At 44.1% G+C, this 26313-nt stretch carries 15 protein-coding genes and 1 pseudogene; all 16 read right to left on the reverse strand.

Annotation, left to right across the window (positions count from 1 at the left end; all coding sequences use genetic code 11):
- Positions 1 to 77: 77 nt before the first annotated feature.
- Positions 78 to 2699 carry a glycoside hydrolase family 95-like protein gene (locus I2D69_RS13645; RefSeq protein ID WP_195380066.1) on the reverse strand — a complete coding sequence of 874 codons (2622 nt, stop codon included), beginning with the start codon at positions 2697 to 2699 and terminating at the stop codon, positions 78 to 80.
- Positions 2700 to 2743: 44 nt separating this feature from the next.
- Positions 2744 to 5110, reverse strand: a complete 2367-nt coding sequence (locus I2D69_RS13650) for a TIM-barrel domain-containing protein (protein WP_195380067.1) — start codon at positions 5108 to 5110, stop codon at positions 2744 to 2746.
- A gap of 187 nt (positions 5111 to 5297) precedes the next feature.
- Positions 5298 to 6167 (reverse strand): AraC family transcriptional regulator, encoded by an 870-nt coding sequence (locus tag I2D69_RS13655; protein ID WP_173770767.1) that lies wholly within the window; start codon positions 6165 to 6167, stop codon positions 5298 to 5300.
- Positions 6168 to 6288: 121 nt separating this feature from the next.
- Complete coding sequence (locus tag I2D69_RS13660; protein WP_173773195.1) at positions 6289 to 6585, reverse strand: hypothetical protein; 297 nt, start codon at positions 6583 to 6585, stop codon at positions 6289 to 6291.
- Complete coding sequence (locus tag I2D69_RS13665) at positions 6586 to 7758, reverse strand: aminotransferase class V-fold PLP-dependent enzyme (RefSeq protein ID WP_195380068.1); 1173 nt, start codon at positions 7756 to 7758, stop codon at positions 6586 to 6588. It abuts the gene before it with no gap.
- 5 nt (positions 7759 to 7763) lie between these two features.
- The gene (locus I2D69_RS13670; protein ID WP_195380069.1) at positions 7764 to 9131 is read right to left on the reverse strand and encodes a hypothetical protein; all 1368 of its coding nucleotides are present in this window, start codon (positions 9129 to 9131) and stop codon (positions 7764 to 7766) included.
- A 319-nt stretch (positions 9132 to 9450) separates the two neighbouring features.
- Entirely contained in the window at positions 9451 to 11493 is a 2043-nt protein-coding gene (locus I2D69_RS20225; protein WP_227200844.1) for a cobalamin-dependent protein, read from the reverse strand.
- 54 nt (positions 11494 to 11547) lie between these two features.
- Positions 11548 to 12327: pseudogene (locus tag I2D69_RS13685) on the reverse strand (methyltetrahydrofolate cobalamin methyltransferase); the annotation flags it as partial.
- Between the two features lie 336 nt (positions 12328 to 12663).
- Positions 12664 to 13200 (reverse strand): DUF2284 domain-containing protein, encoded by a 537-nt coding sequence (locus I2D69_RS13690; protein WP_195380070.1) that lies wholly within the window; start codon positions 13198 to 13200, stop codon positions 12664 to 12666.
- A 278-nt stretch (positions 13201 to 13478) separates the two neighbouring features.
- On the reverse strand, positions 13479 to 15449 hold the full coding sequence (locus I2D69_RS13695) for an ASKHA domain-containing protein (RefSeq protein WP_195380071.1): 1971 nt from the start codon (positions 15447 to 15449) through the stop codon (positions 13479 to 13481).
- Between the two features lie 49 nt (positions 15450 to 15498).
- Entirely contained in the window at positions 15499 to 15903 is a 405-nt protein-coding gene (locus I2D69_RS13700; protein WP_118577587.1) for an HI0074 family nucleotidyltransferase substrate-binding subunit, read from the reverse strand.
- Positions 15875 to 16183, reverse strand: coding sequence for a nucleotidyltransferase domain-containing protein (locus I2D69_RS13705; RefSeq protein WP_226814871.1), 309 nt, complete (start codon positions 16181 to 16183; stop codon positions 15875 to 15877). Before I2D69_RS13705 ends, I2D69_RS13700 begins: the two co-directional genes overlap by 29 nt.
- A gap of 286 nt (positions 16184 to 16469) precedes the next feature.
- Positions 16470 to 19847: an EAL domain-containing protein gene (locus I2D69_RS13710; protein ID WP_173715757.1), complete on the reverse strand. Its 3378-nt coding sequence runs from the start codon at positions 19845 to 19847 to the stop codon at positions 16470 to 16472.
- Between the two features lie 327 nt (positions 19848 to 20174).
- Entirely contained in the window at positions 20175 to 21215 is a 1041-nt protein-coding gene (locus I2D69_RS13715) for an alpha/beta hydrolase (RefSeq protein WP_173715756.1), read from the reverse strand.
- Between the two features lie 42 nt (positions 21216 to 21257).
- The gene (locus I2D69_RS13720) at positions 21258 to 23882 is read right to left on the reverse strand and encodes a glycoside hydrolase family 2 TIM barrel-domain containing protein (RefSeq protein WP_243243829.1); all 2625 of its coding nucleotides are present in this window, start codon (positions 23880 to 23882) and stop codon (positions 21258 to 21260) included.
- Positions 23883 to 24035: 153 nt separating this feature from the next.
- On the reverse strand, positions 24036 to 25976 hold the full coding sequence (locus I2D69_RS13730; RefSeq protein WP_173715755.1) for an amylo-alpha-1,6-glucosidase: 1941 nt from the start codon (positions 25974 to 25976) through the stop codon (positions 24036 to 24038).
- Between the last annotated feature and the right edge of the window lie 337 nt (positions 25977 to 26313).

The following is a 26313-nucleotide window of genomic DNA, read 5'->3' on the forward strand; positions in this document are numbered from 1 at the left end:
GTTCACGACAGCTGATGCCAGAATTAAACTGGCAAAGCTATATCCAACAACACTTTAAAAACTAGATGGATGTACTACTAGATCCGGAATAATTCTGCATGCTCTTCTTTATACAGCTCTATATTTAAGTACTCTCCAAAGTGCACTTCATCCGGTCTTCCGTATTCATAAGAAACCTTCACAGATTTTCCTGGCCATGGGTTTTCCACTCTGCATGGGTGTCCTTTGTGACTGAGTATGGTAACTCGCTCTACCTCACCGTCTTTCAAAACAGCGCTTACTTCAAAGCCACCCCAGGCACGGAAATTCCGGAAAGAGGCATTGGGATGCTCTGCGCTCGGCCATACCGGGAAAATACGGATCACACCCTCGCAGCTTTGCAGCATCATCTCCTGGATGGCATCCGGGATGGTGTTCAGCTGCTCGATTCCGTGAGGATTTTCTTTCAGGAATCCATTTGGGATTCCCCTGTTAAGAATCATGTCGCGCATTTCTTTCCAGATGATTTCCGGATCGTAGCCTACACGTACTGCGGCGGTGAAAAACAGACAGCTTAAGTTGGATGCGTTAAAAGCGCCAGCTTTGTAGAAATGAGGATTTTTCACGCCTTCTGCTTCTTCAAGTGCCTTCTTATATTCCAGCTCTCCCAGCGCATTTTCCACCAGCGCATGAATCTGCACCGTATTTCGCGCCACTTCCAGCTCTTCCGGTTCACTTCCAAGCCCAATTGCATTACCCGGGTAAATCTGCATTACATTTCCCGGAAAATGGAAAGACCATTTGCCACCGATACCTTCATCATAATAAATCTCTTTGTCCAGCATTTCTTCCGGAAGCAGATCCTCCAGCTTCACATCCACCTCTTTCCAAAGAGTTGGATTCTCCTGAATCTCCCGAATTGTCCCCTTTGGATAAGGTGCCAGGTTCTCTGCGATTTCCAGCCATTTTTCCCTCTTTTTCTCATCCAGATCAAGTGCCTCACTGATTCTCGGCATCCAGGTAAAGAAGGTTTTCAGATAACCTAATGTATTCACCGGATCTTCCGGAACGCCATTGTCACGGATGTTCCCATCTGTGCGCTCGTGCATACCATCTCCAACTACATGGTAAACGCCATCCCTGCACACCAGATCCTTTTCCCAGAAATCTGCCACACCGCGAAGATAGGGGTAAACCTTCTGTGCATACGTCTCATCCTCCGTGATTCCATAACGATAGATCATATTCAAAGCACCGTGAATGGCTGGGGATTTCATATGCAAAAGTAGGGCCTCACTTACCAGGCCGTGAGGTCCCAGGCCCAGAGGATAATAAAGTCCCTCATGGTGAAGCAGCCGCTTACACATCTCATCTGAAATTTCCATCAGTTTCAGATAAGGCGCATCGTGAGGATCGGACTGCTGGAAATGTCCGGAAACCATCAGATTCAGATAGGGAGACTGATGGTTATAATTAATCTTATAATTTCCATTCCATGCCGGACGGTCAAAAGTACTGATTCCCAGAATATTGGGCGGATATTCCGGATCCCGTGATACACTTGCCAGCATATATTTTGACAGATAATATCTCTGCTCGATCACCGGATCATCCAGAGAAATTTCGGAAACACTCCAAAACTTTTTCCACCATACCAGGTGCCGTTCATGAAGAGTTTCCACATCTTCTTCCGTTATCCACCTTGCCCTGGAAAAGGCATACTCATAAGGTCTGCTGCACTTCGCCCAGGAGCGCACTGGCAGAACGAAGGTTGCCCGCTCACCGGCTTTTATTTTTCTGTGAGTGCTTCTGTCACTTAGCTTCCCTGTATTTCCAAATGCTTTAACTGCCTCAACATTCTTTAAAATACCGTTTCCCGCCGAAGGTTCTGTAAATACCGCTTTATTTGATTTATTCCCACTTTCCTCAGTGGATATAATAGATTCTTTCTTTAAAGAACCCAAACTTTCAACGCCGCCAATTACTTTCGTTTCCTTCAGAAAGCCCCCAGCAAAACCAACCTTAGTTGGAATATCCACATGATCTGAAAACTGCCGGTATCCACTTACAATCCCACCGCCGGTTTTCTTTACCTGCAGCGGACGTCCCGTCACCAGTCCAGCGAACATTCCGTTCTGGATATTCTCCAACTCACCGCTTCCCCAGACATCCACAGCTTTTTCGCAGCCTTTTCCTATTTCGTCCGGAAAATAAAAATCAAATTCCACATCCAGATCTGTCTCACTCTCAAACTCTACCACAAGAATGTTCTCATCTGCAGCCACCCAGCTTTTCAGAGAACATTTCTCTCCGGCGGAATTTGTCAATATTGTTATAGTTTCTCCCGTGGCAAACTTCTGCTCCGTATACCACCTGGCACCCTCCATAGCAGGAATATCAAACACCATACGCCCTACCGGTCTGGGGCTTCCGCCGCTTACCGCCGGATCACATTTGGCAGAACTGTTATCATGAAAGAATTCCCAGTTCGCCGCACTTTCCATTTGCCAGAAGTCATTGGTCGTAAACCAGAACTGTGGATACCTCCCATCCCCGGCCACTGCCGCCAGCAAATCTCCATTTCCCAAAATCGGCGCGTCAATCTTCGTCCCCGCATTCTGCCAGATTTTCCATCGTCCGCCCCCTGAAACATCCACATTTCCATCTGGCACAGCCGTCGGAGCCTCAGTAAATACAGCCCTATTTCTCTCTACAACCATATATCTTTCCTTCTCTCCACTTTCGCTTCCCGCACCGCAGTATCCTACTTTATAATCACCGTCTCATAAACCGCTTCCCTCATTCCCGGGAAGCTGCCCTCTCTACGCCCATTCACCAGCTGTCCTGCCGCATCCTTCCACTGGAATCTGGTCGTCGCATACGCCCCATTCTCAAAGTTATAGTTATTTCCTTCATCCTCATACAGCACAAACTCTCCGTCTGCCCCAGGATAAACGATAATCTGTACCGGCTTCTCTGGCTCCTGCTCTGCATAAACCAGCCCATCAGCCACCGGAATGATCGCACCCGTCTTCACGAAAATCGGGATCCGGTCAATAGGTGTCTCCACCTTCACATACTGGCCGCCCTCATATTTCTCATTTGTCCAGTAATCGTACCAGATCGTACCAGCCGGCAGATAACACTCCCATGTCTTTTCCCTGTTAAGCACGGTACTTTCCGGACCATAATACATAGGCTCCGTAACTGCACAGATCAGCAGGGATGGTCCAAACATAAACTCATTCTCCACCTTTCGCGCCTCCCTGTCCTCCGGGAAATCAAACAACAGGCTTCGCATAATGGTATAATCCTCAAAATGTACCGCCCCTGCCAGCGAATAAATATAAGGCATAAAATGATATCTCAGCTTGATAAATTTCTCGATAGCATCATAGAACATAGTGCCCTTTTCCCCGAAATTCCAGATTTCTCTCGGCGTATCTGTACCATGAGACCGGAACATAGGAAGAAATGTTCCCATCTGAAGCCAGCGTGTATAAAGCTCACAATATCCCTTATCTTTCACACCCTCATTATATTTTCCCTGCCAGAACCACTTGGGCTCCGGATCCGTGTTGCATCCGCATCCACGGTTCTGCCACTTATCTGCAACTGTGAAAAAGGCTCCGATATCCAAGGTCCAATAGGGATAACCGCTCAGTCCCATATTCAAACCTTCTACGATCTGGATCTTCAGATTCTTCCAGTCCGCGCAGGTATCTCCAGACCACAGCATAGCTGCATACTTCTGACCAGATGCATAACCGGAACGTGTCAAATTCAGTACACGCATATCCTCCCGATCCTTTCTCTGGTTCTCATAAATTCCCTTTGCATGCTCCAGGGCAAAAGCGTTGGCCACAGCAGGATCCAGGTATTTCTTGTGCTCGCCTCCAACCAGCTGGAAACGCTCCCAGGGCTCTCTTTTCACCGCACCGCCCCAGTCCGGACCGGAAAACGGCTCTGTGGAGTCACACCACCAGGAATCAAAGCCCTGGTCAAACAGCCCCTCCTTCGCCTGTTTCCAGTACATTTCTCTTGCTTTTTCATTAAAAGCATCATAGGTTGCATAATCATACAGAAGATATCCGGCATCAAAAAATTCCTGATGATTTTTTCCTCCGGCATTCATATTCGGCCATACAGAGACCATGCTGTGGGCATGCATCTCATGAATCCGCTCCATGCACTCCTTGTTATCCCCATAACGGGACTGATCCAGAATCTTCTCCCCCCAGTTGCCCGGATCCCAGGTATTCCAGTCCTGAACCACACAATCCAGCGGAACCCCGATTTCTCTGTAATGGCGTACAATTTCCTCTAATTCTTTGGAAGTATAATATTGCTCCTTGGACTGGATATAACCATAAGCCCACTTCGGCAGCATCTGCGCCTTGCCTGTCAAATAGCGATAAGCATGGATAATTCCATCCATGGTATTGCCGCCCATGAAATAATAATCGATCTGATCCACTGTATCCAAAAACAGGTAAGACTCCCTTCCCTCATCATTAAAAGTCATCAAAGAACAGCAGTCAAACAGCACTCCATATCCTTCTGTAGAAACAAACAGAGGCATTGGGATCCTCATATTGTGCTGGTAAAGATACTGATTGTGTCCGCGATAATTGTAAATTCCTTCCTCCGCCTGGCCAAGACCGTGAATCTCTTCCTCCTCTTTCCAGTCGAAAAATACCCTTGCACGATAACCGTCGCGCACCTTCTCCGGCTTCAGATTCTGAATAAAGTTACGCTCACCGTCAACTGTTTTTACACGGTTGATAACCGGCTTCTCACCTCCAGTTGTATAGCGTACTACGTCAATTTTTGTTAAATCTGCCTTATCCTGTATGCACCACCTGGTTCCGTCCGCGTGCTTCCACTCTATTCTTCCAGATGAAAGTTCCAGAGAGGCCAGAACTTTTCCAGTCTTTAGTTCCAGCTTTTCTTCGTTTTCCTCTGCTGCAAACTCAACTGCCGGATATTCCTTTTTTTCAATAATAAGAGAGTCGTTTCCCTTAATCTCCTCTTTTCCAATTACACAGCGGATAATTTCCTCTGTAACCGGAATCAGCCGGTATAACATTCCTGCCGCTTCCGTCTGTACATACCTGTCTGTTTTTATCATTTTCCATTCCCTCCGTTTTTCAATCCCCTTTTTTTTACGTTGTCTGTCTGAAAGAGCCTCTTGCGTGATAATAAATTCCAACGAAATTTTCCATTACATAAAAAGCTGGCACATCAGGACAAAGCTTCCTGCTTTTATCCTAACATGCCAGCCTGAAAAAGGTCTATGTCTTATCTGCTCCTGAATTTTAATTATTTTTACTCTTCTCATATCCGGGAGTTTTTCCCATATGCTTCTTATATAATCTGTAAAAATTGGAAATATTATTGAACCCACATGCCAAGGCAATCTCAGTCACATTTGCCCCATCCTCCCGAAGCAGCTCCCGGGCCCGGTTCACACGCAGACGTGTCACATAATCACTGAAGCTGATGTTGGTGAACTTACGGAAATAGGAGGAGAAATAGTTGGAGCTCATATAAACAGACGCTGCAACCTCCTCCAGCGTAATCTTCTCACAATAATGAGCGTTTATGTAAGTAAAAGCCTGCTCCAGACGTTTCATGGCATTTTTCTTTTCCCGAAGCATTTCACCGGACTTGGTCTCATCCTGATAAGCCCGGATCAGCATGGTCAGAATCCGCAGAACATTCGCCTTAATCATAAGCGGATAGCCCTCCTTGCGCTCCTGCCATTCCTGATAAATCTCCTGTATGCTGGTACGGATCTCCGTATTCACAGTTTCTTCATGGCCCACTCTGTTCTTAAAATTAGTTCCACGCTCAACGAAGGGCCGCAGATATTCCGTGTCAAAGGTACTGATCTTCTCTGCTACAAACTCCGGCGAAAAAATCATAACCAAAAGCTTCATTCTGCCTCCCAGAAGTTTCCAGCCATGCGGCTCTACATTATTGAAAATGATAATATCATTCTCTTTCATGGTATATTCCTGTCCATTAACGAAATAGTTTCCCTTTCCTTCCAGAACCCAGGTGATCTCAAAATAGCTGTGCCAGTGCCAGGTTCCCGGATGACTGTTGGAAGGGTTAAGCTCCACTTCTGATATCTGAAAAGGAAATTCTTTATCAAGAGGAATGCTGTCTCGTTCCAGTCTCATACTCTGCCCCCTGTAATAATCTCATGAGCACAGTATAGCAGACTTGTGTTCTGCATGCAATCAGCCTTAAAGATTATGTTATTGTTCATTCCGTGAACAGGAACACGGAGTAAGCAGTAACTTATTCTTTTTTTTGACCGGAATACAAAAATTCTTCTAACCTTTGCAGCTCATCCTCATGCTTCCCATGAACTGCAATTCTGAAATAATCTTTTCCCTGCACTCCCTTTATCATATAATAATCATTTTCTATTTTGAAAAAAGGCTCTTTCAGCATATCCAGATACACAAAACTTCCCAGAGGTCTCAGACTTAATATAAAAGCTTTGTCTATAGGCGCATCCAGAAGGTAATCCGTTGCGAACCAGCCTGATTCTGCACACTTTTCTCTTGACGGCTGTTTTCCAAGAATTTTCATTTAATCGGCTCCTCTCAATGATGCTGCAATCTGGCCTGCTGCCTCCAGAAATGCAAGGATTTCCTCTTCTTTCGTAAACCAGGAAACGCTCACTCTCACAGTTCCACTGTTTTTTGTTCCCATTGCCTCATGAATCAGGGGGGAACAATGAAGTCCGGCGCGCACTGTAATTTCATAACCGTTTTCCAGGATATATGCCACATCCGAAGCTTTCAGCCCCTGAAAATTCAGGCTCATAACAGGTCCCTTACATTCTGCAAAGCTGCCATATATCTGTACCCCCGGAATTTTCCCAAGCCCTTCATACAAAAGCTTCATCATTCTTTCTTCTTTTTCCTGTATCCTGTCCACGCCGGTTTCCAGCACGAATTCCACACCGGCAAGAAGTGCCCTGATCCCCGGCAGATTCTGAGTGCCGACCTCATACTCATAATCACCGTCTTCATAAGTAAGCTGTTGACTGTTCCGCCCTGTGCCGCCATACTTCAATGGCTTCAGCTCCAGCCCCTTTCTTATGAAAAAGCCCCCGGTGCCTTGTATTCCCAAAAGACTTTTATGCCCTGTAAAAATAACCCCATCTGCCCTCCAGCTGTCTGCATCCACCGGAATACAACCTGCACTTTGCGATACATCAACAAGCAGAAGCAGATTATTTTCTCTTACAAAATTTCCAATCAGCTTCATATCCTGCACATATCCGGTCACATTGGAACAGTGGTTTACAATAAGAGCTGACGGATTTTTCCCTGTGTTTTCCAGAGCTTCTTCCAAACCTTTTTCCAGTGCCTTCCGGGTAACTGCTCCATTTTCCAGGCAGGAAATGATTGTTACCGGATGCTTCTTGAATACCGGCTGATTCATAAGCGGGCGCAATACACTATTGTGCTCTGTCTGGGTTGCCAGGATCCCACGTCCCTCTTCTCCGTAATCCAGTCCACACAGCACGGTGTTCAGGCTTTCCGTAGCACCTGAGGTAAAAAAGATCCGGTCATGAGCATGGATGCCAAGCAGCTTTCCAAGCTTTTCCCTGCACCTTTCTTCTGTATCTTTTTTCAAAATTGCGCTTCCTCCCCGAAATTGCGAAGCAGGCGTGCCCATAAGACACGCCTGTACAGCTTCACACACAGAGGAAGGCTTGGGCCAGGAAGTGGCCGCATTGTTCAGATAGATCATCTAACTCATCCTTCCAGGATATTGAAATTCATAACCTTTGCAATTTTTTTGATCAGCTTGGTGTAATCACCAAAAATCAGAACCTGATGATGTCCAAAGCCAGCCAGATTGTGCATAAACTCCCTTGCATCATCCATCTGGATATAGTAATATGGGCTGCAATAGGTCTCGGCATATTCCGAACGGATTACTTTTCCCTTCTTAATGCACATGGTATCACCTGCCGGATTGAAACGGCCAAGTGTAATATAATCGTCTTCATTCTGTGTAAAATCAACCTGAAGCTTGCCGCCGAAGCCCTGTCCGGTAAATGCCCACAGCTTGTATTCCAGCGGTTTTGTTCCATATCCGTTCATACAAAGGGCCGGAACTGCATGATGGATCCTGAGCAGCTCATCTGTCTCATGATTTGGATTTCCCATAAAGGCCGGACGATTTGCAGCGTATTGCATGATCAGCATTGCCATAAGTGCATTCAGGTCTTCCTCGCATCCGCTTGGAATTCCCTCATCCTTCATAATTGAATGACACATACATGGTGTAAATTTACGGTTCTGTGGAATTTCCGTCGTACAAAGCTCATGACAGGCTGTGGAAAATGCATTGCAGTCATAAATATCCATCATTTTCTTTGCTGCAAGATAGTATTTGATATCATTGATAAACCAGTCTGTATTTACCTGGGTATCTGTGGAGCCTGCAATCAGCTTCTCAGCAATCGGCTTAGCCTCTTCATCGGTAATCTGATCCATATATTTGAAAATAGAAGTAAATGGAAGCTTGATCACCTCGAATCCATAGCGCTGACGAAGGACCTCCGGATCACGGATAAGGCTCTGGATTCCAAATGTAGGCTGTGATCCTGCTGTCAGAACAAGTGCTCTTGTATTGCGAACTGCTTTTCTTACCCAGAGAATATGTGCGATCTCGTTTACATCTTGAAGATCCATTGCCACATATGCTTCCACACCAATTGAGCGGCAATATGCTGCAAAATCAATGCCCTCATTTCCATTCTGCCAGATAATGACCGGTTTTCTGTAGCGTTCCAGCTTCGGAATTCTCCATCCCATGCAAAGGAAGCAGTCAATTTCATCTACATCTTCACCGATCTTGTCGAACATTTCTTTTTCTACAACAAAGGATTCATTATATCTTACATCCAATGCCTCTTTAAATTCAACCTCGCTGATCACGTCCTTCAGGGCCTCTACAGAGCTTTTGAAGGTTTCATCAGCAACCTTTGTCTCTGCCTCTACAGTCATATCCTCTTTTCGTCCGGCACGGCACGGGCCTTCCCAGAAATGCGTGTGTGTCAGACAACCGATCAATGGTCTTACAACAAGTTTTACATCCATAGCTTTCTGTTTCATAGTTTGAAATACCTCTTTTCCCCATTCAATTTTTGTGTTTCCCCCGCGTATTAATTTCAATTATATCTTTTAAAAAAACTTTTTCTTCTATTTTCTTCCTGTTACTTTATACTTTCTTATTGTTTTTTGTACTAATTGCACAAATATTATAATTATTCCTATTAGTTTTATATGAATTATTGCACGTTGTATATCTCATACAGACAACGCAAAGCGCCGACAGATTTACCTGCCGGCGCTTTGTGGTTTTTATTATGGAGTTAACAAAACAAACTTAATTTGAATATGGGTTGCTTCCATCAATAGGATTGCATATGTTTCAGCGTCCCAGAGACTCTACAAAAGTACCCTTCACATCGCTCCAGTTGCGGTCTGCATAATCAAGAAGATATGCAGCCTGCTCCATGGACATTTCCGGGAAAAGAAGGAAAAGACTGTGGGAGCCGTATTTCTTTACAATACGGTCTACGTTGCGGATCCAGTCTTCGAATTCTCCGGAATAAACCTTTACCCAGATAGATTTTCCTGCTGCGATAGCTTTGTCGTAGATCACATCCCAATCCGGAAGTGTTCCGTCCGGGCCGGCATCGCCGCTGGTCCACTGAAGAGCATCGATTCCATCAATTTCCATAAGGGCGTCCATATGCTTGATTGCAGCCGGTCCATCCAGATGGTAAAGTACATGGTCTACATTTTCAGACTGGGTACGTAAGGACGGCTGAATGTATTTCCGGAAGTCTTCCGGTGACATCATTGCGGAGAAGTCGCACTGGAGCTTCACAGTTCTGCCTGGTCCCCAGATCTGGAATACGGTGTATGCATTTCCGCCTTCTTCATCTTTAATGATATCATAGAAGCGGTCGTAATATTCATAGTAAATATCCGTTACCTCCTGGATTCTTTCTCCGATCATTTCCGGCTCATCCAGAAGGTCGAAGAGAATGTCCTGGGCTCCGCGAAGAGAAGCAAGAACGTCAATATTTTCCATAAGGTCAGGCATATCCACATAGAAGTCATCTCCGGCAAGTGCCTGGCAGTCTTTTGCAAGCTGAATGTGTTTCTTAAACCATTTATTCTCCGGATCAAAGGTCAGCTTCGGAACACCGTCCCAGCTGTCCAGACACTTATTGAACCATACAGTGTCTTCTTTGAATCCAATCTCAGATCCAAGATAAGAAGCAAGGGAACCTGGTCCAAAGTCGATATTCAGGTTCGGGAAGCTCTCACCAAGGAACGCATGGGTCTCACAGAAGTAACGGTAACGGTCAACGATTCTCTGAGGATTCTGGTATTTATCCTCCATGTCTTTCCATTTCAGTTCTTCCGGCATATTGTAATATTTGCCCTGGCAGATCTGATCCAGATAGCCACCCTCTACAGGAGTTCCATCGGAATACTGCTCTACCTCCGGTCTTCTTGCGATTACGCACATAAGCGGTCTTCCTGTGTTCTTATGTGCCCAGTAATTGCGGAATTTCTCTTTGGCAGCTTCCATGTTTACCTTGTAGCCTTCGCCTGGCTTCGGAAGCTGGATTTTGCTTAAATCTACTTCTTCTTTTACAAAATGCGGCTCAACCTGTATGGGCTTTCGAAGCCAGGAACCATTTTCTGTAAAAGTTTCCTCAGTTGCAATATTTTCCGCTGGTTTCGCGGTTTTTCCTGTCTCAGTAACTTCTTCACTATCCTTTGCAGGTGCCGGATCAAATTCTCCAGCCGCTGCCTTTGCACAGAAACCGGATTCTGCATATTTCTTCGCCTGCTCTGCCGCAGAGGCTGCATCCTCTGTGTATGCGTCTGCTCCGATCTCATCTGCAAACTCCTGACTGATCGGCGCACCGCCAACCATGATCTTAATCCTGCTTCTGAATGGCTGTTCCAGAAGTGCCGCCACAGTGTCACGAAGGGACGGCATTGTAGTGGTAAGAAGCGCAGAAAGTGCAACAATACTTGCTTCTTTGTGCTTATTTACCTCATCAATAAAAGTCTGGATCGGCACATCAACGCCAAGATCGATCACTTCGAAGCCGGCACTTTCAAACATCATTCCAACCAGATTTTTACCGATATCATGAAGATCTCCGGCAACAGTTCCAAGGATAATCGTTCCTGCACTTCCAGCCTCGCCAGTTGCAAGATATGGCTTCAGAACTTCCACACCAGCCTTCATAGCCCTGGCTGCTGCCAGCATCTGTGGTACGAAAATAATCTCTTTCTTAAAGTTCTCGCCAACCACTGCCATGGCGCCGATCATAGCGTCATTGAGGATTGCAGTCGGGTCGCAGCCTGCATCAAGTGCTTCCTGAACAGCCTGTCCGATTTCTTTATTTTTTCCATCCTGAGTTAATTTGAAAACCTTCTGCATTTTCTCATCAAGTGGAGAAGCAGGAACTGGCTGTGCAGCTTCTTCTGTGGCTTTATTTCCAAATTTACCAATGTAACCCAGGCAGTATTCATCACGCTCTAACAGTGCATTTGTGGCATAGATCATACCGATCATGTTCTTGTTGGTAGGATCTACGATGGCACTGTCCATACCGGCATTCATAGCGAGAACCATAAATGCCTGGTTAATATTTTTTCTCACCGGAAGTCCGAAGGAAATGTTGGAAAGTCCACTGGTGATATGGATTTCCGGATATTCGTATTTGATTCTTCTGCAGCAGTCTGCAAATACAGTCAGCGCAGTCTGGTCTGTTCCCAGGGTTACAACCAGTGGGTCAATATGTAAACGGCTTGGTGCAATGCCGTACTGTTTCGCTTTTTCCATAATTCCGAAGAAAATTTTCATACGACGCTCTACGGAATCCGGAATTCCATCATTGTCGCAGAGAAGGGCTACGCACTCCCAGTCTGTATCTGCGATCACTGGAAAAATCGTGTCAATTTTGTCTCCTTCAAGGGAAACAGAGTTAATAAGTCCCGGTCTTTTACAAAATGGAATGGCTGCAACACAGGATCTGGCACTTGGACTGTCCACACAGATTGGTGTATCTGTCACTTCCTGTACAAGGTCGATCATCCATTTCAAGGTTTCTACTTCTACAGCCTCTTCTACTGAGGCACATACGTCCAGAAATGTGGCTCCCGCTTCTGCCTGCATTCTGGCTCTTTCTCTGATCAGGTCCGCATCCTTCTCAGCGATGGCTTTTGCAACTGACGGAATGGATCCGTTCAGCTTCTCACCAATAATAATCATGGCATTTTCCCTCCAATATGAAATTGTAATTGCTACTGTTCACTCCGTGACCAGTAACTTGTAATTTTCCGTCACAATCTTCTCCGCAAGCTGTAACAGTTTCGTTCTCTCCGCTGCAAGTCCTCCGCTAAATGGACTTGCTTTTACAAATTCATTTTATATCAATTGGGGGAAATTCCTCTTCTGTTATTTTCTCATTCGATTATACTATCTTACTGTGAATAATTTCACAACTAAATGCATATGCAGGATTTCAGCGCAAAGCATCGTAAAATACTCACATATACAACTTTTCTTTGCGAAATATCTAACCACCTGCATTTCATCTTCCCAGTTTCACTTTAATAAATAACAGCTGGTATACGCAATCTTTCCAGGACCATAATAATAGTCAAGGTGGTTTGCCTGACAAACCTGCATGACCAGCATTCCATAGGCTTCCATTGAGGAAAAGGCCTGGTCCGGAAATCGGCAGGGGGCCTCCGGGCAGGTGCAGGTTTTGCATTTTGTGCAGCAGCCTGCGCCCATTGGAAGCATGTTCGGGTAAAATTTCCGCAGATCTTTTTCCAGGCTGTAAAAGGAGGCTTTGTGCGTAGCTTCTGTGCGCATCATGCCTTCCCCATCCATGGAATCCTCCAGCTGTCCCACTGTCTGTACCAGGATTCCAAGTTTATACTTTCTTACTCTTTGTTCGCATTCCTCCAGGGTTCCGCAGCCGGGCGGACAACTCCAGCATTTGTTGTATTTGTGACAGGAATCGGAGGCGCACATCTGGCGTACTTCTGGCTTTAGTTCAATGGTATCGCAGGCCAACGGAGCCACGTTGGTAAAACCGTGGGACAGGCATAGTTGTTTTAAGTCTTTGAAATTCATGTCTCTAATCCTTTTTAAATCATTATTATCCACAGATAATAATATACAAAAACATTTTATAATTCTCAGTCTTCTATTTTTATAAAATCAGCACTAAAATTTCCTGTAATAAACACGGAAATCGTTACTGTTCACTCCGTGACCAGTAACGCGCTTCGCGATGCACAGAAATCATGCATTCGCATGATTTCGCGCCGCAATTCTCGGGTTTTCTGTGAACTTTGTTCACAAAAAACACCTCGCGGAATATTACCAGTGAACAGTAACCGGAAATCTCTTTACCTTTCAAATCCCAGCTCATCTACGAAACAATCCTGAAATTCCGGGCAGGCCGCCAGTTCCAGAAATTCAATGCTCTGTACCGCTCTTTCGATCTCATGGCGCTCATTCTTATTTAGCAATGCAATCTTAGCACCTTCCCCAGCGATATTTCCCACACACTGTACTTTCTTCACAAAGCTCTCCGGGATCAGACCAATCCGGGCCGCATTTTCTGCATTCATATAATTGCCGAATCCACCAGCCAGATATACAGTCTGGATCTGGGATTCTTCTATGTTTCTTTTCTTTAATAAGAGTTGGATTCCAGCGGCAATGGCTGCTTTGGCAAGTTGAACCTCGCCAATGTCTTTCTGGGTAAGATAGACTCCGCAATCATTCTCGAAACGCGACTGCCCACTCCCATTTTTTTCGTTTCTCTGTAAACACTCCGTTTTCTCACTTTGCTCATCCTCTGACATATTCTGCCCACATTGGGAAAAACCAGTTTCTTGTGGTGGCACAAGCATAAACGTGTCTGCTCTTTCCTGCCCGCTGTGAAGAATTCCATTCTCATCCAGCAAACCAACTCGCAGAAGTTCTGCCACCAGATCAATCAGCCCGGAACCGCATAGGCCTGCAGGCTTCTCACCGCCAATTGTGGTATACTGCCATTTTCCATCTTCATATTTTACATGATCAATAGCTCCCGGAAGCCCCCGCATTCCGCACTGGATCTTCGCCCCTTCAAAGGCTGGGCCAGATGCCGCGGAGCAGGCTGCCAGGCCATATTTATTTCCAAGGATCATCTCTGTGTTAGTTCCGATATCCAGCATTAAAGTTATTTCATCCTTCAAATCCTGTCGAAGAGCCAGAAGACAGCCACTGGTGTCTGCGCCTATGTATCCGGCGATATTCGGAAGAAGGAGCAACTGGCCTTTTGGGTGGATGTGAATACCATAATCAGCTGCGCGCAAAGTAAGGGACTGACTGATTGCAGGCGTATATGGCGCATGTGCCAAAGAAGCCGGGTAAATTCCAAGAAACAGGTGGTGCATACAGGTGTTTCCAACAAGACTTACCTGATAGATATCTTCCACTCCAGGCATCCATTCAGCGCTTTTCGTCTTGCCATTGACAGTTTGATCATTCACTTTTTTCCTTCCACTTGCTATTTTGGGAGCTTTTTGAGTTTTTACAATAAGACTTTCCAGTATTTTATTTATTGTCTTCTGCACGCACTTGCTCAGCGTTTCTGTGCCATGTTCCAGCGCATAATTGGCTCTTTGAATTACGTCTCCGCCATACTGCATCTGAGGATTCATTCTACTTTCTACTGCCAAGTTTTCCCCAGTTCTACCATCCAGAAGATACCCCACAATTGTAGTCGTTCCAAGGTCGATTGCCGCAGTAAAAATCTCATCACCTTTTTCACCACTACTATTCACTCCATGGACAGAATCTTCATGGACGCCAACAATTGGTCTTAAATCAAGGATTTCTTCATCTGTATAGGCTACTTGCCACTCTGGATTGAAGCTTCGTTTTTCATAGAGACTTCCGGCAAGTTTTACATCTGTTTTTATACACCCATAATCTACATCTGACGTTCTTTTATTGTCTGAGATTCCATATACGTCTTCCACCAGCCGCTCCCACTCTGACTTTTTTTCCCCAGTCTCCGGCTTCTCCAGCCACACTGTTTTCACCTGCAATTCCGGCTGGAAATTCACCTTTCTGGAAAATCCTTCGCTCAAAATTTTACCTCTATTTTTCTTCCCGGGAATCTCCACCTGACAGTCCTTTTCCACCTTCGTCTGACACGCCAGCACCGGCTTTCCATCCACCTTCACCAGACATTTCCCGCAGGTTCCCTGCCCCCCACAAGGCGCATCCGGCGCAAGCCCCGCCCGAATCTCTGCCTCCAGCACGCTGATTCCCACCGGAACCTCTATACTAATCTCTTCCCTCACAAAATACACCTTAGCCATAACCCAAACTCCCTAAAAACAACCGACCGGGCATGCCCCGGTCGATGTATTATTCTTTCAGCAATTTTTCAACAGCCTTTTTGAAATCATATAATTTATCAATATACACATGAACAATTGTCCCGCAATGTTCTTTCACAATCACTCCATCATAGTCGTGTGCAAGCTGATTTCTTACTTTCAGCATATCCATCCACTCATCACCAGTAATCAGATTCGCCTGAAATGATTCTCTGAGAACTTCTCTTGGTGAGCCAGTGACAAATCCAGTTATTGCATAATACTGTACCAGAATATCTTTCATAACCTTCCACGCCAAGTCAAATGTAATACTGAATTTAGCACTGGTTCCACTAAGTACAAAAGAATCTGACAAATCACGCTGTTTCGCCTCCGCCAGAGAGTCCAGTGAATTTCTAAACGACTCAAATCTTCTTATAAATTTCTCGTCCATATTGTTTTATATCCTCCAACAACAGCTGATTCTGACAAGTATCAAGATCAACCAGATCAATTGTGTACAATGTTGGAATCTCTTCTAAATTCTCCTGCAAATCAAGAATTTCGTGTGAAGCGACTCCAGACACTGCAATGTCAATATCGCTCCGCTCTGTCGCAGTTCCCTTTGCCCGGGATCCATACAGAATTATCTTCTGTGCCCCATACAATCTGCACCGTTGTATAATTTCTGTCATGACCTCATCAACGCGCATAGTTTCCCCCATTTCACTCATAAAACTAATTTCATTATAGGTTAAATCCCACGCAACGTCAATTTGCAAAATCTATCTAATTTATTGCCATCAACATCCAGTATCAAATTATCTCTATCATTTTTTCCATTTTCTCACTCATTTCCTAACTGCTTATCACTGATATTTTTTCAAGTTTTTAAAATGTATTTTTAAAACTTTTGTATTTTACATTTTTTTAATTTTATGTGCTGTAGCAGATTATTTTATACACACATAAAAAGAATCCGGCACAAAGCATTTTTATACACTTTGTACCGGATTTCTCTTATTTTTCTTGTACAAATTTTCTCACAAACTCTTCATACCCACAAGGCTTCCCCCAGAAATATCCCTGTGTGAATTCCGGGCACAGCTTTCGGATTTTGAGCCATTCCTGGGCACTTTCTATACCTTCGATACAAATCTTCATATCCAGATTATGAATCATGGTGCAAAACTGATTCAGAAGATAATATTCCTGCTCATCTGCAACTGCTTTCGCAGTGAAAGAACGGTCGATCTTAATGATCTCTGGTTTCAGCTCGCTGAGATAATGGAAGTTCGAGTAGCCGGTTCCAAAGTCATCCAGCGCCAGACTGATTCCCATTCGCTTCAGTTCTGTGAGAAAATGCTTCTCATTTATATTTTGTTCCAGAAGATCGCTCTCTGTCAATTCCACGATCACCGCTTCCAGCGGCAGCCCTGTCCTTTTCATTTCTGCACTGATATCCTGAATCACATCAGACTTAGAGGCCTGTACCTGGGAAATATTAATACTCATCCGGAACCCTGAAAGTATCTTCCTGATCTCACTGCATTTTCCCATAGCCTCTTTCATCATCCAGCGGCCAGCAGGAATAATCAGACCTGTTTCTTCCAGAATGGGAATGAACTCCGCCGGTGAAATCATTCCGAATTTTTCAGAGGTAAAACGCATTAAAGCTTCTGCTCCATAAGGCACTTTTTTGTCTTCAGCAAATACAGGCTGGTAAAAAGCTGTAAAGCCCTGAAATCCATTGATCACAGCTTCCCGCAGTTCCTGGGTGATCTCCCTTTTCCGAAGAAATTTTCTGTAGGTTTCCCCATTAAATATATAACAACGGTTTCTTCCCAGCTTCTTCGCCTCATTCAGGGCAAAATCCGTCAGCTTCAATGCTTCTGAACACTGATTTCCCTTTAATGCCGCAAATGGTACAATTCCTCCTGAAACCGTATACATGACTTTAAATTCATTGGTTTCAATAAATCTGTCTATTGCCTCTCTCACTTTATCATAAAGCTTATCCGCATCCTTCGCTTCGTCAGAAGCAACATCCAGAATCAGAAATTCATCTGCCACAAGCTTGTACACCTTCTGTCCTTCTGATGTACAGCCTGAAATACACTCCGCCGTTTTCTTAAGTACAAAGTCACCGTACTCCTGTCCGAAGTTATCATTGATTTCCTTAAAATGATCGATTCCTATACGAAGCAGATATCCTGTCTCCAAAGGAGTATCCAGCTGGTTCATATACTCCCGGAAACCAGACTCTCCCAATAGTCCGCTTACATTATCTGCCTTCTGTCTCTTTCCAATTTCGTTCACACAACCAATCATATAAAGAGGTTTCATGTTATCGTCACGGACCAGATACCCTTTGCAATGAATCCAGATCGGCTTTTTTTTCAGATCCAGCCAACGATATTCCATGCTATGGGTGCAGCGGTCTGTTTCCAGAAGATCATCAAATTCCGCTTTCAGTTTTTCATAATCCGGTGCATATACAAATTCCTTATGCTTCGAAATTACATTATGAAAACCATTTTTGGGAATACAGAAGCGTTCAAGAGCCTGATTTGCTATGTAATAAAAATCCGACCGAAAGTCAACCACATATGGGTAATTATCTGTAGTCGGACTAAGAAGATCGATCACACTGCAAAGCTCATCCACAGACATGCTCTGAAACTTTTTCTCCTGCAGGATCACCTCATCTGTGATCTCCTCTGTCGACTGCTTACTCATACGGGAGAGCAGATTGTCCAGACCTGCTGACCGTGCCACCTTCTTTCTGCGCTTCTGACGGTACAGCATGGTATCACTTCGTCTTACAATATCCTTAAAGTCAAAATCTATATCAGGCTGATAATAAGCATATCCGGCTGACATGCTGAGTGGATACTCCAGCTTGTTCGTTTCCGCTGTTTTTTTCAAAATCAGCTCCAGCGCCTTCAGCCGTTCCGGAATCATATCCTTCTCATCGCTATGATATACATATGCAAACTCATCGCCGCCAATCCGAAAACAGTTCTTTACATTCTGAAATGCCTGACTGATACACTGATAGCATAGCTTCAGCGCTTCGTCTCCCTTTTCATGCCCAAAATTGTCATTGATCACTTTCAGATTATCCAGATCAAACAGAACTACACCTGTTGTACGAAGTTTAATATCACTTTCCTCCAGATATTTCACCATGTCCTCGTAAGCGTTTCGGTTCATGGCCTCTGTGAGCATATCCATGTTGGCTATTTTCTGCAGATAGATCACCTTTTGTTTCTGGATGTATTGATCGTAATATTGGGAAACCTGGATCCAGATCAGCATAATGATAAACAGCAGGGTTCCTATGGGAAGCAAAATGGATGTCTGTTGAAATTTTCTCAAATAATAAAGGAACATTTCTACCATTCCGAATACTATGAGCACACACATAGGATACTGGAATTTCTTGGCTTCATCGTTGCCTTCTTTTCTGGCCTCGTAAAGAATGAGGGCAACTGTGTAAACTGCATTGGCAACCATAATAACATGGGTTGCGGGAAGCAGCCGGAATATATCAATAATTCCCGTACACTGAAGCAGAACGTCAGCTGCCATATTCGCAAGATAAAGAATGGGAAAAATCAATGCACCTTTGTGGTATCTGCTTTTGCAGATATCATATAGCAGAAAATTAAAGGGTACCGGGAAAAGGAAGAATGAAAAATAATCTACAAAATACAAAGTTCTTCCATCCGGAATCAAAAACTGCAGGAATCCACATTGTGCCAGTGTCCATACTGCAATCAGCAATGAGAAAAATCCAAGGTTTAAAAAGACCTCTATCTTCGTTTCTGTCTTGTCTCTTCTTTTTCTTCGCACTGCTCCCAAATAAAGCAGCAGGCAGATGATGCTTGCAAACAGGATCCCGCAGCTGAGCAACAGGGTTTTAAAGCTGTCCATTAAAATTTTCAGAACGCAATTGCCCCGTGTTCCGTATACAATGCTGACTTCATTTCCATAATAGTTGTCATATACTGGAATAATTCTGACCTCAAGACTTTTACCAGCGCTGTCTTCCGGAATATTCACAATGTGCCAGCAGCTTCCCGGTGACTTCATAAAGCTGGGAGCATCTTCTTCATTTCCGTATTCGTATATTTTTTCTCCGTCCAGCCACACTTCTGCAATGGTGTGTGTGGTTTTAAATAAGATTGATCTGGGATCATCGAAGTCTTCGGGCAGAGCAATATTCTCTGATTTGATTTCTCCATCTGTCAGTTTTTTTGTTTCAAACCTAATCGTATTATCCCAGAGCAATTTTTCCCTGGCTGTACTCTGACTGAATATCCAACCTGAAAAACCAATTGCAAACAATCCAAATACGAACAGAGTGATCCATAGTTTTTTTTCTATTTTCATAGTTTCTCCCTACTATATAAAATAGCACTGCTCACTAAGTGCACAATGATCACCTTGTGCTGCAATTCTGTGCAAAATTTACCCGCACAGAATATTACCTGTAAACAATGACTTACAACTCATCAAAAGATATATATAGACAGCATATCAAACCCATTTAGCTTTTTCAAGGTTTTGACAGATTTTGTTAAAACCTTTTTATTTGAGGGCAAAAAAATATCTGACGGGGCAATTCTGCCCTGTGCCAGATATTTTCTTCGTTTCTGTCAGCTTATGTGTCTGCCGATTCTCCGGTAATCACGCTCATATTAATGTATGCGACTTCCCTTATGCAAATTTCTCATCCAGATATTCTTTCAGGATTCCCAGATTTTCATCACTGTACAGCTGATCTGCCGCATGCTTATAATTATGAAAAAGCTTAAATTCCACCTTATCTGTCCCAACAATTCTTGTAAGCAGTGCATTCAGTCTCTCAGACTGCAGATACGGAACATCTAAATCCGCATCACCATGCCAGATCAATATATCCGGGCTGTTTTTCTCCGTAAGATTTTTCTCAATATAATATAATGGACTATAATTGTTTTTCTCATCCTCAGTAAGAGTTTTTACATCCTTGCGCATCCAATAAGATTCTACATCTTCGTAGCCGGTATCTTTAATTGCTCCCTGAAGCCACAGGCTGGCCGCCCAGCGGACAATTTTTGGAATCCTCAGCTCCCTGTAATCATCTTCCATAGTTCCGAATTCCATACAGCCGTAATAGTCCAGAATCACCTGAACTTCACTGGAAACAGGATGGTTCTTATCTTCTCCGATAAATGGAACACTATTAAATTCCTCATCATTAGAAGCGCCACAGATCACTGATAAATACCCCCCAGCTGACTCTCCCCAGATTGCAAAACGCTCCGGATCATATCCATATTTCTCTGCATTTGCACGAAGAAAACGGATTGCCGATTTCACATCTTCCACTCCGGCCGGAAAGGCTGCTTCCTGGGCAAGACGATAGTTAACGGATGCACATGCATATCCATGATCGCGGAAATAGCGGTACATCAGCTGCGCCTGACGGGACTGGCTGTCATTGTATACGAAGCCGCCCCCATGTACCAATATGATCAACGGCATAGGTTCTTCACTGTCCGGCACATACAGATCCAGATAATCATTTTCGGAAGTCTCAGAATATGGCAGCTTCTCATAAGCTTTTCCACCATTCCATTTGGAAGAATCATCCAATTTCACTGATGGAGAGTATACATTATGAAAAACCACACGAACAGCTTCATGATTGTAACCTAGAATACCAACTATAGCAGCAAGACAGATTCCACCTATGATAAAACCTTTTTTCTTCATTTGTTCAACCTCTTTTCCACCTTAAATCATAAGTCTTTCACTTCATTCACATGGAATTTCCACCACATAAAACCGTTCTTCATCTGCCACGGTAACCTTCACCGGTCCGTTTCCATCTGCCTGTACAACTGCCATTGCCTCACCATAATAAGTCGCCACAGTATGGTCAGTATAATTCCCTTTTACATAAGGAGCCGGGCTTCCGAGTCCCTTCAGGACACCATTTTCTACTGTTACTTTTATGTTATGTTTCTCCATTGGTTTCCAGATTCCCTTGCTATCTGTGTATTGCAGTTGAATAAATGCAAGGCCCTCCGGTTTTACGGTTTTCTCCTCTGGGCGCACCTGAAGAACCGTTTCTTTTCCTGCTGTATGTAATGAATAACGGTTGATTTCTCTTCCGTTTTCATCGTAAGAAACCGCCGTTATCTCCCCATTCTGATAGGTGATATTAAAGTTTGCACGGCATTTTTTCACTTTCTTTTTACCAGCACTTTTGCCATTGATAAACAGCTCAACCTGTGCAGCCCTTGCATAAACTTCTACCTTCGCCGGTTCTCCGTTACAGCCATCCCATGCCCAGCTTTCCAGAGCCTTTGTCAGCTGCCAGCCGGTAAGACGAAGCTTTTCTTTCTGGTAAACAGGATCAACTGCAATAAACGGACCTGTCTCTCTTTCAAAAGCAACTCGAGTATATGCAGCCTCTGCACGCGGCTTTCCATTCAGGTCAATTCGACCATTTCCACCTGTCATTCTCGTGGCTGGATCTTCAAATTTATAGTCAGAATACTCTGCTGCACCATCACCGACTTCTCCGATATAATCCCATCCTGCCCACACAAAATCACCGATAATTCTTTTATTTTTTTTGGCAATTTCCCAGAAACTATATGCATCCTTACAGAAGGTTTCACTTCCCAGAATCAGACGGTTCGGGTACTTTTTCAGGTCATGTTTGTAGCGGAAAATACCGTAATTATAACCTGCGATATCCATGTTTGCGTAGGCATCCTTCGTCCTTAAATCGCATGGATAAAGGGTGGCACCGCACTTCATAAAGTAGTCTCCGACCAGACAGGCAAGAGTATTATAGAACTCGCTTCCTACCGGCTTTTTCTTCTTTTCCGGCTTGGTGCTGCCTAATCCTTTTTTTCCATTTTCTGTGGCTTTATTTACTGTCTTTTCACCACTTTTAACTACTTTTTTCTCATTCTTTCCAGCTGCCTGAGCGGCATTTTTCTCTGCATTTCCAGCGCTCTTTTCTGCCTTGTCATCACTGTAAACGCCAAGTCCTATGGAGCTTAAGAAATTGAAGAAAATATTGATTCCGCAGGTAACAGGACGGGTGGAATCCAGGCTGTGAAGATAGTTTGTCATATCACCGGTAAGGGCAATTCCCTTCTTCTGGGCAGTCTCTGCAACCTCATTTCCTGTGGAGTACATAATCACACTTGGATGGTTGTAATCCTTATCAACCATGTCTTTTAAATCCTGTTTCCACCAGTCCGCAAGCTGTCCGGCATAATCATATTTAGTCTTATGAATGTACCATACATCTACATATTCATCCATCATCAGCATTCCCACACGGTCACAGGCGTCCAGAAGTGCCTTGGAACATGGATAGTGTGCGGAACGGACTGCATTATATCCATTCTCCTTAAAAATTCGCATTTTACGTTCTTCTGCTTCCGGATAAGTACATGCTCCAAGCACACCATTGTCATGATGGAAGCAGGCTCCGCGAAGGATCACACGCTCTCCGTTAATAGTCATTCCTACCTGCGGATTCCAGATCAGCTCACGGATTCCGAAGGTTTCGGTTACTTCGTCTTCGCCGAAAACTGCTTTACAGGTATAGAGATTCGGGTGCTCTGTATCCCAGAGTTTTGCGTTTGGAACATCCAGTTGAAAGATGGCCTGGTATGCTGCTGCCTGATTATTTTTTTCCGCTTCCACCTGCGCCAATTCACTCTTCTGACCATTTTTTCCAGTCTGTACTGATTCATTTGGCTGCATGTTTTTATTATCTGATGATATTATTTTGTCATTGTTTACATTTCCTATTTTTGTACTTTCACCAATTACTCTAAGTACTTTAGAGCCCTCAAACTCAATCTTCAGGGAAACCTCTCCCGGCTCAGAAGTTTTCACAACAACCTCAATTCTCGCAGGATCATAGCTTAAAGTACGGATTTTCACACCGTTTACCGGAATATGTTTCTCTTCCCCAACATACAGATAAGCCGGACGGTAAATACCGGTTCCTGAATACCAGCGGCTGTTTGGCTGGTCAGCATTGCGCGCAATGACTTTGATCTCATTCTCTTTTCCATACTGGAAAAAGCCCTCTGTATCCACATAAAAATTGGTATAACCATAAGGACGGTAAGCCGCCTTTTTCCCATTTATGTAAACTTCACCATTGTGGTAAATACCCTCAAATTCAATGAGGACTTTCTTACCTTTATACTCCTCTGGCACAAAGAAATTCTTGGTATATTCGTAATCCCCACCAATATACCATCCAATATTTCCCTCGCCGGTACTCTCCTGAGTACGCGGCTCACTCAACATGGCGTCATGTGGCAAAGTCACCGGATAAGCTTCCTCATCCCTGGTAAGACACCTGCACATCCAATCCTTGTTAAAATCAATTTTCTGCATACAGTAAACTGCTCCTTTCTGAAATCTCTGTCCTTAAACCAACTACCTTTTCGGCATTCTCGTTCTGTTGACAGTTTACTGCTTTTTCCTATCTCTGTGGAAGAATTAGCGTGAACAGTCCTTTTTTTTACGCTAATAACAGCCCACAGAACTTTATAAATCAAGTCTGTGAGCTGTCTTCTCTACCTTCAGCTCGTTCCCATCCCACACAATATGTACCTGTCCCTCAGCAACAGGCAATGTACAATCAAAGCTGTCGAAAAACTCAGTATGCGGTTCTACCACAAATTCTTTTCCGCCGACTCCAGTAAATTTCAGCCCCATGAAATACTTCGCCAGGAAATAGATCGGGCTTGCAGCCCAGGCATGGCAGAGACTTTTTCCAAAGCGGTCGCCGTACATATCGTACTGAGTTTCTACTGGTGCCTCCGGGTCAAACTCTTCCCAGAAGGTAACTGCACCGCGGTCCAGCATACCGCCCCAGTAATTGCGAATCTTATTTAGTACAAATTCCAGATTTCCGGTCTGGCAGAGCATATCCAGTTCAAAGAAGTTGAAATACGGAGTTGTAATTGCCGGAATTGCATCATTCTTAATTACATTTGCCAGAATTTTCTCCTGCTCTTCTTGTGTTGCAATGTGAAAAAGAATTGCAAAAATATTGGCATGACGGGTCACATTTCTCTTACCGGATTCAAAGGAATCAATAAATGCGCCTTTCTCCTGATCCCAGTATAATTTACGGATCTGCCCGATCAGTTTCTCATATTTCTCCATGTATTCCGGATTTTCTTCTCCAAGAGCCGCACTCACTTTCGCCATGGTCTGCCAGCATGCTGCGAACAGCATCTGCTCTGCACAAAGGGCACCAGTCTTATCCATGTCAGCCCAGTCAATGTAGATCCAGTCATTTTCACGACCTACAAGAAATCCGTTTTCATCCAGCTGACCCTCACAGAACTCCATAAGGGAGCACATTTTCGGATAAACCTGGCGGACAAATTCCAGGTCACCATATGCCTCATAATGATAAAGCACGCCCAGGATCCAGAACAGGGAATAGTCCATGATGGTATTGATATGTCTTGTCATAGGATCATTTCCACGTAGTGCTAAAAGAGTTCTCTGGTCAATATCAGGATCTGCCAGCAGATACTGATTTACAAAAAAGCTCTGGTAGGCGTCTCCAGACCAGATCCATTTGTCACGTTTCACCCCATCCAGGAAAAAGATACCGCTGCAAAGACGGAAGGTATGCTCCGCCACCTCCCAGATTTTATTTAGTTTCTCATCATTACACTTAAAGGAAGCGCGTTTCGGGAAATCTACATACTGATAGAATGCTGTGATTTCCACATCTTCGGCTTTGCAATTCGGAATGAATGCAAAACGGACTGCACAGCATGGGCATCGATTTGTAACCGGATTCGGCTGCCAGCTGTAGTAGCAGTGCTCAAGGTCAAGAGCTTCGTCCTCAGATTCACCGCAAAAAACCTCTAAATCCTCATCTTCGCTTGTACTGTCAACACAATTACTGCGTTTACTTTTCACATAAACCGCCGCCGTCAGTTCCGTCTCAAACTCTGCCAGCACGCCACCGTTTATCTCGCTGATTTTCACCGGCTTGCACTCTTTTTCTGTATATTCCCACACAGTAGGATTCTGTCCCGGCTTGGTAAAATACTTACACACTCCAACCGGCACTAATGGCTGGGAATAATCCTCTGCCTTCCATGTTTTATCAGAATGGATCACCTCACCCTGCACATAAGCGCAAGGAAATGCCTCCACACAGCCTGCATGAATAGAGATCCGCACCTTTCCAGGTGCTACTGTAATCTTCTTTCCAAATGGATATTTCTTCTCCCCATTCTCCCTGGTTACAAGCACATGACCAATCGCATTGGAAAATACAGTAAAACTGGTCTCCTGCTCCAATTCATAAGTCCGGCGGAAAGCCACACGGTTGCGGAAGCCCTCACTCTTCCAAAATGCCGGCCATCCAAAACCTCTCTCCACACGGCTGAAATTCTGCTTCATGGCATGATATAATTCAAAATCTCCCGGATACCAGATCCAAAATGTATGTTCCATTTCTGTTTTCCTCCCGTAAATTATTGCTGTTCACAATCTTTGAACAATAACCAATTCTCATTTCTTGTAAATCTACTCATAATTTAACTATAGTATAAAATGAATTTCTCCAGGAGTCCACAACATCCCACGTTTAAAAAGCTACAGATTACGCTTTCGTATCTGGTTACGGCTGGTGAATTAAACAAAGAAGGCGCAGCTTAAAAACAAACTTTTAAGTCGCACCTCTTTTGTTTACATCATTACATAAAAAATGAAAACCATATATTGCCAGAAACATGGGATTACCATAACCAGCGTCATCGATGGAACCCTTTTCAAATTCATGAATACCGTG

The sequence above is a fragment of the Ruminococcus sp. D54t1_190329_F1 genome, from assembly GCF_015551645.1.
Classification (GTDB): Bacteria; Bacillota; Clostridia; order Lachnospirales; family Lachnospiraceae; genus Blautia_A; species Blautia_A faecis.

Excerpts from the sequence above, each read along its gene's own strand:
- I2D69_RS13645 (WP_195380066.1), bottom strand. The coding sequence starts at position 2,699 with ATGGTTGTAGAGAGAAATAGGGCTGTATTTACTGAGGCTCCGACGGCT.
- I2D69_RS13650 (WP_195380067.1), bottom strand. The coding sequence starts at position 5,110 with ATGATAAAAACAGACAGGTATGTACAGACGGAAGCGGCAGGAATGTTA.
- I2D69_RS13655 (WP_173770767.1), bottom strand. The coding sequence starts at position 6,167 with ATGAGACTGGAACGAGACAGCATTCCTCTTGATAAAGAATTTCCTTTT.
- I2D69_RS13660 (WP_173773195.1), bottom strand. The coding sequence starts at position 6,585 with ATGAAAATTCTTGGAAAACAGCCGTCAAGAGAAAAGTGTGCAGAATCA.
- I2D69_RS13665 (WP_195380068.1), bottom strand. The coding sequence starts at position 7,758 with ATGATCTATCTGAACAATGCGGCCACTTCCTGGCCCAAGCCTTCCTCT.
- I2D69_RS13670 (WP_195380069.1), bottom strand. The coding sequence starts at position 9,131 with ATGAAACAGAAAGCTATGGATGTAAAACTTGTTGTAAGACCATTGATC.
- I2D69_RS20225 (WP_227200844.1), bottom strand. The coding sequence starts at position 11,493 with ATGCAGAAGGTTTTCAAATTAACTCAGGATGGAAAAAATAAAGAAATC.
- I2D69_RS13690 (WP_195380070.1), bottom strand. The coding sequence starts at position 13,200 with ATGAATTTCAAAGACTTAAAACAACTATGCCTGTCCCACGGTTTTACC.
- I2D69_RS13695 (WP_195380071.1), bottom strand. The coding sequence starts at position 15,449 with ATGGCTAAGGTGTATTTTGTGAGGGAAGAGATTAGTATAGAGGTTCCG.
- I2D69_RS13700 (WP_118577587.1), bottom strand. The coding sequence starts at position 15,903 with ATGGACGAGAAATTTATAAGAAGATTTGAGTCGTTTAGAAATTCACTG.
- I2D69_RS13705 (WP_226814871.1), bottom strand. The coding sequence starts at position 16,183 with ATGAGTGAAATGGGGGAAACTATGCGCGTTGATGAGGTCATGACAGAA.
- I2D69_RS13710 (WP_173715757.1), bottom strand. The coding sequence starts at position 19,847 with ATGAAAATAGAAAAAAAACTATGGATCACTCTGTTCGTATTTGGATTG.
- I2D69_RS13715 (WP_173715756.1), bottom strand. The coding sequence starts at position 21,215 with ATGAAGAAAAAAGGTTTTATCATAGGTGGAATCTGTCTTGCTGCTATA.
- I2D69_RS13720 (WP_243243829.1), bottom strand. The coding sequence starts at position 23,882 with ATGCAGAAAATTGATTTTAACAAGGATTGGATGTGCAGGTGTCTTACC.
- I2D69_RS13730 (WP_173715755.1), bottom strand. The coding sequence starts at position 25,976 with ATGGAACATACATTTTGGATCTGGTATCCGGGAGATTTTGAATTATAT.